Source organism: Muriicola jejuensis (assembly GCF_010671595.1).
GTDB lineage: Bacteria > Bacteroidota > Bacteroidia > Flavobacteriales > Flavobacteriaceae > Muriicola > Muriicola jejuensis.
The window spans coordinates 1,075,802-1,088,430 of sequence record NZ_JAABOP010000001.1 but is presented as its reverse complement, the minus strand read 5'-3'; the positions used below and the strand labels follow the sequence as shown (position 1 = coordinate 1,088,430).

The following is a 12,629-nucleotide window of genomic DNA, read 5'->3' as shown; positions in this document are numbered from 1 at the left end:
TGTGAATTTGTTGTTAACTGCGGTATCCGCCTCTCGCGTTCAAGATTCTTCTTATTTTCTAACTTAGGAAAAACAGTATAGCACATGAAACATGTCATTTTTTTCCTCCTTTGCTCTGTTTGTATTCAACAAGCCGTCCTGGCCCAGGACACCCTGAAAATTGACCCCGGCTGGAGCATGTCTATAGCCGGAAAGGGCCCGTTCCGGTTGTGTTTCTGTTGCCTATGAAATTTAAAGTCCTTTTTTTTATCCTGCTTCTGCTCTCCTGCACCCCCGAGTTCGATCTGCTTATCCGGGATGTAAACGTCATTGACATGGAGTCGGGTGTGATTTTAAGAAGAGACGTGCTGATCAGGGATTCCCTTATTGTGGAGATCGCAGCCCCCCATTCGGCTTCCAGATCCGCTGCTAAAATCCTGGAGGGATCCGGCCATTATCTGATGCCTGGTTTGTGGGACATGCATGTGCATATACAGGATTCCACCTACCTGTCCATGTTCCTGGATTACGGTATCACCGGCGTCCGGGATATGGGCGGCTGCGTGCAACGACCGACCGATGGGTGCGAATCCCTTTGCCCCACACACCTCAATTGCTGGAAGAAAGCCATACAGGAAGGCACCCTGGAAGGACCTCAGCTAGTGATTGCCGGCAGGCAACTATCAAGAACTGGCTGGCCCACAGCCCATTCCGTGTCCACTGAGGAGGACGTCGGGAAAGCCTTTGCGCAAAACCTCAGGGATGAGGTCGATTTCATCAAGGTATATGAAGATATCCCCTGGGAATCCTATCAGGAAATAGCCCGCCTGGCCAAACAACACCACCTGGATTTTGCGGGTCATGTGTCCGAACCCTTTCTGCTGTCGGACATTCTTGACCTGGGGCAAAAGAGCATTGAGCATATGCGCGAACCGCTATTGTATAGTTTCACCGGGGATTCCCTGGAATTGGAGCAATTTATGGAGGCCGATGGATATACAGAGGAAGATCGGGAATTTGTACAGCCCTGGATAGCGGATGCGGAGGAGGTGGTACGGGCTTTTCAACTAAATAAGGCCTGGTTTACGCCCACCATGGCCGTGCAATATGCCCGTTTGAGGTACGAGGATAAACAATGGATCCATCACCCCCTGCGCAAGCGAATGCCCCCTTCCGTCAATGCAGGAATGCAGGCACATCTGAGGGCCAGGATGGCCTCCCCGGACCAAAAGGGAGATTCCCTGTGGTGGATGGCCCTGTCCAGGCTGGTAAAACGCTTCAGTACTGTGAACATAGGGATGTTGGCCGGTTCTGATGCCGCATGTGAAGGGGGCCTCCCCGGATACTCCCTGCATGAGGAACTCTTTCTGATGGTAGAAGGAGCCGGACTTACCCCCCTGGAAGCGCTTCGGACGGCCACAGTGAACCCCGCAGCTTATTTTGCGTTGGGAAGACAGGGACAGGTACGTGAGACGTATTATGCCAACCTGCTCCTTCTCTCACACAATCCCCTGGAAAATATCAGAAATACGCAAACCATCAAGGCGGTCATTAAAAACGGTCGGCTGGTACGTGAAAATTAATTCGTCAATAAAAACAATTATGTAACTTTCTGATCTATGAAAACGCAACTACTCGGCACCCTTTTCCTCCTGGCAACCCTTTCGATACATCAAACCACTTCAGCCCAGGACACCCTGGAAATCGACCCCGGCAGGAGCATGTCTATCGCCGGGAAGGGCCCGGGGCAGGACGGGGCTATCAACCCCTTTTTGGGCCAGGACTCTTTTGCCCTTGTTGAGAATATCGGGAACACTGCATTTTCTATCCGGATTCAAAAAGCAGGAGAAATCATAGAGTCTATCCCCATGGCAGCTGGAGAGATCAAAAAGGTGACCCTTCTGGCAGGATCAGAAATGTATTTTGATGCGGAGCCCGGGGGCAAAGCCATGGCCAGGGTGGAATTTGAGAAAAAACAGGAGTAAGGGATATTGAAAAAAGTCAACGCGATGAGAACCTTTTTTTTCCTACTTGTCTTGTCCTTTTTGTGCGCCTGTGAGCAGGAGCAACCCCAACCTTTTGATCTGGTCATCACCAACGTCAACCTCATTGACGGTACGGGCAGGCCCATGCAGCAAGATATATCTGTAGGTATCCGGGATGGCAGGATTGTCCAAATCGACTCCGTTCTGGAAGCAGAGGGGAAAGAGACCCTCAATGGTTCGGGTAAATATTTGATCCCGGGCCTGTTCGACTGCCATGTGCATACGAATGATTTCGATACAGATTTCCCGAGGTATATCCACTACGGGGTTACCTCCATCCTGATCACAGGTGGGAGTCTGTGCACGAATGAGTATTACGCCTCCATGCGGGAGCGCGGGCAGCAGGACAGTATTCCGGCCCCTGTGGTCTTTCATACGAGTCAGCATTTTACCATGGAGGGCAGGCATCCGGTGAAGACCTATGGAGGAAACTGGATCGATGGGCAATCCGTATTCTTGCTGAAGGACACCCTGCAGATCGAAAAACTGGTAAAACGAGTAAGCCAAAATCCCATTGTGGGAATAAAGGTCACCATTGAAGACGGTCCCCATCCCCCCTGGGTAGAGCGCATCCCGCAAGCCTTCCTGAATAAAATTCAGAAAGAGGCGACACGGCACGGAACCCGGGTCTTTGCCCACGTGGGAGACAACATAGAATTAGAGATGGCCCTGGATGCAGGGATACAGAATATGGTGCACTGGACGGGCATTGATCTCGATTTTGAGCGGGACTCCCTTCTTGTACAGAAAATACGGGAGGTAAGGCCTTCCTTTATTACTACCCTTATGATCGACAAGGGGTTTTTATACCCCCTGTTTCCAGAATGGGTGGAGGCTATTCGGCAGGAGGATGTATTCGGGGAAGAAGTCCTTGAGAAAGCGAATGATCCCGGCTATATCGCCCGATCTCAGGACAACATCGGTTTTTGGAAAGACTATTTCCAAAAAGAGGATGTAGCGTTACGGGATATTGCCTCCTTCCAGGTGGAAGACATTCAGCGACTGCAGGCGGAGGGGATCCGTTTTGCCCTGGGCACGGATACGGGCACCTTTGTGCTTCCGGGCTACAGTCTGCACGAAGAAATGCAGCTGTTTGAACTGGGAGGGATGGACCGGATGGAGATCCTCATAATGGGTACCCTGAATGCCGCCGTAATGATGCAGGCCCAGGATAGTCTGGGGTCTGTAGAGGTCGGGAAAATCGCAAATCTGGTGTTGCTTAACAGAAACCCCCTGGACGAAATTCGCAATACCATGGCCATTCATTCCGTAATAAAAAATGGTCGTATTCAAAAGAGAATCGCAAAAGACTAAAAAGGGCAGGACACCGTTTTGTTTCCTGATGTGTATGCGATTACCTATGATTCTATAAAGTCTGTACTATATTCCTGCAATGGAAGAACCATGATCGGCAATGTTTCACCAAACCGGTTAACCGGATCTGGCCTGATTTGATAAGCACCCCCACCAACTTCTATACCCTTTGAAACTCAAATACCGCATTTTCAGCTTATTTATTGACCGTAAAAAGAAAAGGGAGTGTCATCATGTGCTGATGCAGTTCAACTCCTATTATCAGGGTTTACATCTGAATAAGAAAGGAATTTTTGTCCTTAGGACCCTTTACTTTCAGAGGTTCACCCGCTTTAGCACGGAGGTTGGATATTCGGTTTCCCCGGAGATGAAGCACCTCATCTCCAGTGCCTTTGTACAGATCACCTTTGGGATCGGGCAGGACGACCTGGAGTATTTCAATAAGATACATATTACCCCCAAGGCGTATTCCTACAGAAATTCCACCCAATTGTTCCACGGAGATGTCAACCCTATGACGAAAACCGTGAACCTGACCTGGCCTGTGGTCAAAAAGGGCTTTGAGATCAACGATGACGGGATGAACCTGGCTATCCATGAATTTGCACATTGCATCATTCTGGAAAACGCCCGGAGGAATTATCTGGTGAGAAATTTGAATGAGGAAGAACTCAAGGGCTGGAAGTCTTATTCCCTAAAACTGCTCGAGAAGATCCGAAAGGGGGATAATGGATTATACCGGGACTACGCAGGCAGTAATCTGATGGAACTCTTTGCGACCTCCCTGGAGTACTTCTTTGAAAAACCTTCCGAGTTGTTCTCTTATGACCCTGAGCATTACAAAAGGCTTTGCCGCCTTCTCAAACAGGATCCCAGGAATTCCAAGGACCCAACCAACCTGACGATAAGAGAGTAAAGGCTGCGATTTTCCTGGTCAAAGCCTTATGTAGGCATCGGCTAATCGTTCATTATTTTTCCTACATTGGGGGTTATGAACTCTTCCGGGTCTGACATAAATATAAAACCGCTCTTAGATTATTTCGAAAAGTACCTTCCTTTAGAAGAGGAAGAAAAAGGGGTTTTGGAAGAGCTTTTCCATGAAAAACGCGTCCGCAGGAGGCAATACCTCTTGCAGGAAGGGGATGTGTGTACGCACAACACCTTTGTGGTGGAAGGCTGTTTCCGGATGTTTCTGGTGGATGAGAAAGGGAAGGAGCACAACCTGCAATTTGCGGTGGAGAATTGGTGGATAGGGGATATCGGCAGCTTCCATTCAGAAGAACCGAGCAGACTCTACATAGAGGCCTTGGAGCATTCGGTCGTAATTCAGATCAAAAAAGAGGACCAGCTCAGACTTTTTGTCGATTTCCCGAAATTCAACCGGATCTTCCGTGTTTTCACAGAAAACGCCCTGGTCAGTGCCCAGCGCAGGATCCTCCAGAACATCAGTTCCACGGCTGAAGAGCGCTACCTCGACTTCCTAAAGCGGCACCCCGACTTCTTTAACCGTATCTCCAATGTTCAGATCGCCTCCTACCTGGGGGTAACCCCGGAATTCCTGAGCACTATCCGGAAGCGGCTCGCAAAACCTTAATCTACCTTATCCCTTTTTCTTAATCTACCTTATAGGTACGCATGATCGGGTTTCAGGACCTTTGTATATATCAAAAGAGAAAAGTGATGAAACAACTAATCGCACCTGTGCTGATTCTGGGAATGATGGTTTTAAACGGTCAGGACCCGAGTCGGCAAACAGATCAAATCCACACAAAAAAAACAGAGATCATGCAAAAACAAGAAAAACTAAAGATCGAAGAACTATTAATGAATTACGAGAAGGCACTCAACACCTCAGATGCCAAACTGGCCCAATCCCTGTACACGAAGGATGGCATTTTTATGCCTACGGAAGCACCCTCGGGAATCGGCTCAGAAGGGATTTTGAGGTCTTATGAGTATGTGTTCTCCCAAATTCAATTGAGCATTGCATTTACGATTGAAGAAATCGTTGTGGAAGGCAACATGGCCTTCGCGGTGACCAGTTCAAAGGGGATGGTCAAAATTCACGCGAATGGGATGGAAGTCCCCGAAGCCAACCGGGAGCTTTTTGTCTTTGAAAAAGTGGAGGGCGACTGGAAAATTGCCCGCTATATGTTCAACAAGACGGAACCGGCAAAATAAAGGCGACAGAAATAAAATTTGCAGGAAGCGGGTTAAAAGGGAAGGACTTTTGATCCGCTTCTCTTTTTCTCAGGGAAGGGGGATGCTCTTTTTCTTTCTATATTTAGGTATTCAGCCTGTTGATCTTTTCCATGACAGAAAAACAAAAAATGCTGGCCGGGCAAATCTACGATTCCCGGGATCCTGAATTACTCCGGGCCTACCACCGGGCGCGCAAGCTGCTGCAGGCTTATAACACCCTGGATTCTGAGGCCCTGGATGAGCGGGACCGTATTCTGGGTAAACTCTTTGCTCACAAAGGTCAGGGGGTCTGGATAGAAGCCCCCTTTTTCTGCGATTACGGGGAGCATATTTCTATTGGAGACAACACCTTTGTAAATACCAATTGTATCTTCCTGGACAATAACAAGATAAGCATCGGAAAGAACGGACTGATCGCCCCCTATGTGCAGATCTACACGGCCACCCACCCCCTTAAAGCCTCCGAACGCATTATTGGCCAGGGAACCGACACCGGTTACCTGACCTCCTCCCGCCCGGTGACCCTAGGGGACAATGTCTGGATAGGGGGGAATTCGGTGATATTCCCCGGGGTGAGCATAGGGAATAACGTCACCATAGGAGCCGGGAGTGTGGTGACCAAAGATATCCCAAATAACGTCCTGGCCTATGGAAATCCGTGTAAGGTGGTCCGGGAACTTTAAAATTTTCCTTGCCCAAAGAACCCGACGGCACAATTCTTGAACGTGATTCACTATCCTGGAGAGAGGGGAAGGCATGACTTCAAACTTCATCGCTATACGGGATATTCGATTACTTTAGGGAAGATCTTATGGGACGATGTTTCTATATATTCATTCTAACGCTCCTCATAAGTAGTTGTGAGAAGGATTGGGAATTGGAGATTCCGGATTCATCGGATCCTGGAATTCACTTGTATACTCGTGACTTTGAAGAGCAGCGCTGGCGGGCAGATTTCGAGGTCGTGGATCTGGACCCTAAAAAGGATTATCCGGATTTCCTTGGGGAAATGTTTCGGCTTTCCTGTGAAAATAAAAGGGCGGGGATCCAGTTCAGTTTACGGGATACGATTTACAATCTCACTGGTTTTGCTGAATGTCCTAATGACGGAATCATCTCCTGTCGCTTCAACCGTAATATTTTCATCATCCGAAATGATTCTCTCAAGAATCTCGGTTTTAACGAGAATGGAAAAGTGCATTTCAGAGAATTAAATAAAGAAATTCAAAAGATCGCCTCCTCTCCTTACCGCTTTCTATATGATAGGGAAATTTTGGGACCTGCATTGATCCATTTTTACATCGAAGACCAATATCCCATCGAGCTTACCAAAGAAATACTCAGGGAGATCATCGTCCAATTTGAAGAAGTGAATTCAGAAATGGGGAGTGATTTTTTTAAGTACCATATTTTATTTGAGGGGTATAGCATGATGGACATTCCCCCACCCCCTCCCCCCATCGGAGGAGGACTGTAAGAGAAATTTAAAGCGACAAAATAATGCGCCTGCCAAGGCTGTACAATTAAATTTATGGAAAGAGTTGGGATCCTTTTTATCGTATTCCTTGTAAGCTTATTTCCCCTGAAATATGATCCGCCTTCCCTCTACGATTTGGCGTTTAAATCGGAGATCATCCTTCTGGGAGAAATCATTAGTGTGGATGAAGGGACCATTGAGGTCAGGGTCGTGAAAAGCATCAACTACAGCGCATCCGCCATAACCATACAAAAATTTGAAGATTGGATCTGTGGGAAACGATGGGGTCCTTATAAGAAAGGCCAGCAAGGGGTATTCTTTTTAAGACGGATGAATGATCGCATCTATCCCATGGGTGGGGGCAATGAAGGGGAAATGCCTGTTCACGAAGACAAAGTGTATATGCACGCTACTACCCTCTCAAAAACAGACCGGGTCAAACATTTTGAATCGTCCCGTCTGGAAGTCGATGACCAGGGGTACAATAACCCCTACAGGGGGTATGCAATGGATCTGGAAGAATTTTGGGAGGCCGCAGTATCTTTAAAAAAATGCTTTACCTGTAATTTTTCAATCATGGGAAAAATGACCGATATTCATTTGCTCTGTTCAGCTCAACAAGTGGAAGATCTGAAACAAAAGAATCCAGTCTTCAGATGGGCCGTAAAGGAATTACAGCCCTGAAAATTACTTCTAACACGGTTTAAAAAATGGTCACAACAGAAGAACTCTCTTCCGCCAACTACAAAGAGATCGCCGGATTGGCCATTATTCTATGGCCGGACAGCAGCCTGGAAGAGGAGGAAAAATTCTTCAGGAAATCTATACCAGACCACGCACAAAACGCTTTTCTTTTAAAGGTGGAGAACATACTAGCCGGCTTCGTTTCCCTCTCCCTCAGGACCGAATACGTGGAAGGGTCGTCTACCAAACCGGTATGTTATATCGAAGGGATCTTTGTGGCTTCGGCCTTCCGCAAAAAGGGATATGCCCAAATGCTGGTGAAAAGAGCTGAGGAATGGGGAAAACAGATGGGGTGTACCGAGATCGCCTCTGATACGGAGGTCGGAAATCTTGATAGTCTTGCCTTTCACAAACGGATGGGATTCCGGGAAGTGAACCGGGTGGTGTGTTTTGTCAGGGAAATTTCGTGAGTCCTGGAAGCATGCACCAGGTACAGGAGTATTCTTTGGTTACCAGATTCGCGGATTTTCCTAAATTAGGGTTGGTCACCGCTTCCCTGGAAATCTTTTTCCGTTTTTAGAAGCCTAAAAAACCGACTCATGATGCGATCACTGTTCAGTGTACTCTTACTATCCTTCATGCTGGGATGTGCGTCCGTTAAATTACCGACTGAAAGGTATGTACAGTACCAGTACAACAAATCCTATACCTATCAGGATGATGAGTTGAGGATCGAACTTGAAAACCCTTTACACTGTCCCCTCAGAATATGGGTTTCATCGGAAGACCAGGTCCTGCAGGCTCGCTTCAATGAGATAAATCCGGTTTTGTTAGATAGCAAGACCGATACAGTTCTTACTCTTTTCAACACAAATCCTCCTCAAGGCCAGATCAGCTTCAGTTCCCGATTGGGCAGTACATCCAAAGAGATCAAAAAGATCGCTCTGGACCTGCCTTTCAAGGAAGGGAAAAAGTACAGGGTCATACAGGGCAATAACACAAATTTCACCCACAAAGGCAGCTGGTCTGGATACGCCCTGGATTTAGGCCTGAAAGTAGGGGACACGGTTTGTGCGGCCACAGGGGGTTTTGTGGTTGGGGTCATCGATCAGTACAAATTCGGCGGGGAGGGAAAGGAGTGGGAACCCTTTGCCAACTTTGTGACCCTGTATGAGCCGGATTCCGGTTTGTTCACCCAATATGTACATTTAAAACAGGACGGAAGCCTGGTGAAAGTGGGCGATCAGGTAGAACGGGGACAGCCCATAGCTTTGTCCGGTATGACAGGACAGACCAACGTTGAGCACCTTCATTTTAACTGTCTGGTACCTGTAAATACTAATGAGGGTCTGAAATCCATTCCTTACGAGTTTGTGGGTGGTATTCAAAGCCCAGGTTTAAAGGCGGGAGATTTCGTGACGAAATAGCTGCCGGATACGTGGCTGTAAAACTCACCGGCATAACAACACCGATCCCTTCGTCTGCGGAAAACCACCGTTTCCTGCCAGTATAATTCTGTGAATTCCTTATCTTAATCCTCCACTAAAACCAACTCTATGAGACTCGTAATCACCTGCCTTTTCCTTATTTCCGGATTCCTTTCTTTCGGCCAGATCAACGCCAAACTGATGCGCTATGTGGATGTGTCTTCGACCCAGATCTGTTTTGTCTATGGGGGCGATATCTGGGTGGTCGATAAAAATGGGGGCATGGCTACCCAGCTCACCAATTCTCCGGGGGAAGAGTCCTATCCAAAATTCTCCCCGGACGGGAAGGAGATTGCCTTTACGGCCAGCTACAGGGGGAACCCGGACGTGTATGTGATGCCCACCACCGGGGGCGTGCCCCTCAGGCTCACCTACGGGTCTCATGACGATCGCATGGTGGAATGGCATCCTTCCGGGGAAAAGATCCTCTTCGCTTCCAGGCGGGAAACGGGGATCCCCTCAGGGCGGGTCAACCAGCTTTTCCTCATCCCGAAAACCGGAGGGATGCCCGAAAAACTACCTATTCCCTATGGGGAAATTGCTACCTATTCTCCGGATGGGAAGCAACTGGCATACATCACCAAGATCACGGAGACCTATCCTTTTAAAAGATACAGAGGCGGACTCACCTCGGATGTGATCCTGTTTGACCTCGAAACCAATACAGCAAAAAACATCACGGATAACGAAGCAAATGACGGAAAACCTGCCTGGGGAAAGGACAAGATCTATTTCCTCTCTGACCGGGCCGAGGATATGCGCCTGAACATATGGAACTATGATGTGCGATCAGGATCCCTGAACCGGGTAACCCAATTCAAGGACTTCGATATCACCTACCTTTCTGCGGGACCCAATGACCTGGTTTTTGAAGTTGGGGGGACCCTGTACCGGATGGACCTGGCTACCGAAACCCCTCAGGAAGTCGCAGTTTCCGTGGTAAGCGATCTCACCCTGGAAATGCCAAAGAGGGTGGAAGTAGACAAACAGATCCGGAATATGACCGCCTCCCCCGGGGCCAGCAGGATCGTCTTTGAAGCCCGGGGCGAATTGTTCAATGTGCCCGTAAAAGAAGGGTTTGTACAGAATATGACAGCTTCCTCCGGGGCCTTTGACCACAGCCCTGCCTGGTCTCCAAACGGGGATCATGTGGCGTACTGGAGCGATGCCTCCGGGGAGTATGAGATCTATGTGCAATCCATGCGTACAGAAGAGTCGGCCAGAAAACTCACCTCCAGGAATAAAGGATATGGGTATACCCTGCACTGGTCTCCAGACAGCAAGAAACTAGCCTTTATAGATGAGAAGAACGACATCAGCATCCTGGACGTGGCTTCCGGGACCGTTGAAGTGGCCGACAATTACGAATGGAATTACGGCCACGGATCGAGGTACGGATACCCCATGAGCTGGTCACCCGATTCAAAGATGCTCACCTATACCGTAGGAATGGGGAATGCCAATGAGGCGATCTTTATCTACGACCTTTCCAGCAAGCGGGCAAGGCAGGTCACCAGCGGGTTTTACGATGACAGCGACCCTGTTTTCAGCGCGGATGGGAAGTACCTTTTCTTTCTGACGGACAGGAACTTTGACGCCGTATACAGCGGACTGGGGGATGGCACCTGGATCTATCCCAATACCACCCAACTCGCTGCCATCAGCCTGAGTAAAGGGTCTCCTTTCCTGCTCAACGCCAAGAATGATGAGATGAAAGCCGAGGAAAAGGAAGAACCGGAACAGGACAAGAAAAAGGGAAAAAAGGAGGATGAGAAGAAAGCCTCCCCGGAGCCTGTTAAGGTGGATTGGAACGAAATGGAAAGCAGGCTGGTGATCCTCCCGCCCAAACCTGGCAACCTGGGAGACCTTATGGCGTTCGAAGGCAAGGTGGTCTACAGGAGGTTCCCCAATTCCGGTTCTGCCGGAGGGGATCCCGAACTTTTCTATTACGACCTGAAGGAACGGGAGGAAAAGTCCATTATGGCGAAGGTCAACGGGGTGGTCATGTCTGCGGATGGAAAATCCCTCCTGGTGAGGAGTGGCTCCCAATTCGGCGTTATCAAACCGGAGGCAGAACAGAAGATAAAGGATGCGATTCCCACCAAGGGCCTGGTCATGGAACTCAACCCCAGGGAGGAGTGGCGGCAGATCTTCCAGGACACCTGGAGGCGGCACAGGGATTTCTTTTACGATGAGGCCATGCAGCAGGTCGACTGGCAGGCGCTCAGGACGCGGTATGGCGACCTGATCGAGGATGCGAGGAGCCGATGGGACGTGACCTATCTCCAGTCTAACCTGGCCGCCGAGCTGAGTGCCGGACATACCTATACTTTCGGGGGGGACAACCAGGACGTGGAGAACGTCAGTACGGGCTACCTGGGGATCGACTGGGAGAAGGACGAAAAAGGGTACAGGATCAAAAGGATCGTGAAACCGGCGCCCTGGGACGCAGAGAACCGCTCTCCCTTTGACCGCCCCGGGGTGGATGTGTCTGAAGGGGATTATATACATTCCGTCAATGGGATGCCCCTGCCGATGAACAAGGAACCCTATGCGGCTTTTGAAGGCCTGGACGGGCAGACGGTTGCGCTGAAAGTGAGCAAGACAGGAAACCCCCAGGATGCGAAAACCGTGGTGGTAACCTGTCTGACCGGAGGGGAGGAAGGAAATATCCGTTACCTCGACTGGATCGAGCAAAACCGCCTGAGGGTGGAATCACTTTCCGATGGCAAACTGGGATATGTATACATGACCAATACAGGCGGAAGGGGTCAGTTAGACCTCGTCAAGATGTATTACGGGCAACTCGATAAGGAAGGGTTTATTATAGACGAGCGCTTCAACGGAGGTGGACAGCTTGCAGACCGTTTCCTGGAACTGATGACGCGGCCAACGATCTACAACCTCTACTGGCGCCATGGCAAAGCCCATCCCTTCCCTGTAAAGGCCAATACCGGGCCCATGGGGATGCTGATCAACGGCTGGGCAGGATCAGGCGGTGACGGGCTCCCCTGGGCGTTCAGGGAACTCAACGCAGGCCCCATTGTGGGAGAACGGACCATAGGCATCCTGGTGGGGCCGGCTACGGGCCACCAGTTAATAGATGGGGGCGGGATCACCGTTCCTGGTGCCCGTTTGTACTACAATGACGGAAGATGGTTTGATGAGGGGGTAGGGGTAAGGCCCGATATTAAGGTATGGGATGACCCCAACCTTCTGATGCAGGATCGTGATCCTCAAATGGAAAGGGTAGTGGGAGAGGTCATGAAATTGGTGCAGGTAAAACCGAAGAAAACCACTCCGGTCCCGGCCAAGGAGGATCGCACCGCCTCTGGGTTAAAAAATGATTAACCTGTTTCCAGGGGACGGGTATGCGGTGATTAATGTTGAATGCGGGCAGGATATTGTCTGATGCGTACTTTTCTCCCTATTAAACCGATG

General features: G+C 49.4%; 12 protein-coding genes. All 12 read left to right on the top strand.

Annotation, left to right across the window (positions count from 1 at the left end; genetic code table 11):
- Positions 1-224 precede the first annotated feature (224 nt).
- The 12 genes from GWK09_RS04830 (at position 225) to GWK09_RS04775 (ending at position 12,539) form a co-directional block, all read left to right on the top strand.
- On the top strand, positions 225-1,562 hold the full coding sequence (locus GWK09_RS04830) for an amidohydrolase family protein (protein ID WP_163691863.1): 1,338 nt from the start codon (positions 225-227) through the stop codon (positions 1,560-1,562).
- Positions 1,563-1,598: 36 nt separating this feature from the next.
- Positions 1,599-1,964, top strand: coding sequence for a hypothetical protein (locus tag GWK09_RS04825; RefSeq protein WP_239530661.1), 366 nt, complete (start codon positions 1,599-1,601; stop codon positions 1,962-1,964).
- 24 nt (positions 1,965-1,988) lie between these two features.
- Positions 1,989-3,338, top strand: coding sequence for an amidohydrolase family protein (locus tag GWK09_RS04820; protein WP_163691862.1), 1,350 nt, complete (start codon positions 1,989-1,991; stop codon positions 3,336-3,338).
- A 169-nt stretch (positions 3,339-3,507) separates the two neighbouring features.
- Complete coding sequence (locus GWK09_RS04815; protein ID WP_163691861.1) at positions 3,508-4,254, top strand: zinc-dependent peptidase; 747 nt, start codon at positions 3,508-3,510, stop codon at positions 4,252-4,254.
- Between the two features lie 165 nt (positions 4,255-4,419).
- Complete coding sequence (locus tag GWK09_RS04810; protein WP_239530659.1) at positions 4,420-4,932, top strand: Crp/Fnr family transcriptional regulator; 513 nt, start codon at positions 4,420-4,422, stop codon at positions 4,930-4,932.
- A 191-nt stretch (positions 4,933-5,123) separates the two neighbouring features.
- The gene (locus GWK09_RS04805; RefSeq protein WP_163691859.1) at positions 5,124-5,519 is read left to right on the top strand and encodes a YybH family protein; all 396 of its coding nucleotides are present in this window, start codon (positions 5,124-5,126) and stop codon (positions 5,517-5,519) included.
- Positions 5,520-5,650: 131 nt separating this feature from the next.
- Complete coding sequence (locus tag GWK09_RS04800; RefSeq protein WP_163691858.1) at positions 5,651-6,223, top strand: sugar O-acetyltransferase; 573 nt, start codon at positions 5,651-5,653, stop codon at positions 6,221-6,223.
- 230 nt (positions 6,224-6,453) lie between these two features.
- Positions 6,454-7,017 carry a hypothetical protein gene (locus GWK09_RS04795; protein ID WP_163691857.1) on the top strand — a complete coding sequence of 188 codons (564 nt, stop codon included), beginning with the start codon at positions 6,454-6,456 and terminating at the stop codon, positions 7,015-7,017.
- 54 nt (positions 7,018-7,071) lie between these two features.
- Positions 7,072-7,701 (top strand): hypothetical protein, encoded by a 630-nt coding sequence (locus GWK09_RS04790; RefSeq protein ID WP_163691856.1) that lies wholly within the window; start codon positions 7,072-7,074, stop codon positions 7,699-7,701.
- Between the two features lie 26 nt (positions 7,702-7,727).
- Entirely contained in the window at positions 7,728-8,171 is a 444-nt protein-coding gene (aac(6'), locus tag GWK09_RS04785; protein ID WP_163691855.1) for an aminoglycoside 6'-N-acetyltransferase, read from the top strand.
- 129 nt (positions 8,172-8,300) lie between these two features.
- Positions 8,301-9,128 carry a M23 family metallopeptidase gene (locus GWK09_RS04780; protein WP_163691854.1) on the top strand — a complete coding sequence of 276 codons (828 nt, stop codon included), beginning with the start codon at positions 8,301-8,303 and terminating at the stop codon, positions 9,126-9,128.
- A 129-nt stretch (positions 9,129-9,257) separates the two neighbouring features.
- The gene (locus GWK09_RS04775) at positions 9,258-12,539 is read left to right on the top strand and encodes a S41 family peptidase (protein ID WP_163691853.1); all 3,282 of its coding nucleotides are present in this window, start codon (positions 9,258-9,260) and stop codon (positions 12,537-12,539) included.
- Positions 12,540-12,629: the final 90 nt, after the last annotated feature.

Excerpts from the sequence above, each read along its gene's own strand:
- GWK09_RS04830 (WP_163691863.1), top strand. The coding sequence starts at position 225 with ATGAAATTTAAAGTCCTTTTTTTTATCCTGCTTCTGCTCTCCTGCACC.
- GWK09_RS04825 (WP_239530661.1), top strand. The coding sequence starts at position 1,599 with ATGAAAACGCAACTACTCGGCACCCTTTTCCTCCTGGCAACCCTTTCG.
- GWK09_RS04820 (WP_163691862.1), top strand. The coding sequence starts at position 1,989 with ATGAGAACCTTTTTTTTCCTACTTGTCTTGTCCTTTTTGTGCGCCTGT.
- GWK09_RS04805 (WP_163691859.1), top strand. The coding sequence starts at position 5,124 with ATGCAAAAACAAGAAAAACTAAAGATCGAAGAACTATTAATGAATTAC.
- GWK09_RS04800 (WP_163691858.1), top strand. The coding sequence starts at position 5,651 with ATGACAGAAAAACAAAAAATGCTGGCCGGGCAAATCTACGATTCCCGG.
- GWK09_RS04790 (WP_163691856.1), top strand. The coding sequence starts at position 7,072 with ATGGAAAGAGTTGGGATCCTTTTTATCGTATTCCTTGTAAGCTTATTT.
- GWK09_RS04780 (WP_163691854.1), top strand. The coding sequence starts at position 8,301 with ATGATGCGATCACTGTTCAGTGTACTCTTACTATCCTTCATGCTGGGA.
- GWK09_RS04775 (WP_163691853.1), top strand. The coding sequence starts at position 9,258 with ATGAGACTCGTAATCACCTGCCTTTTCCTTATTTCCGGATTCCTTTCT.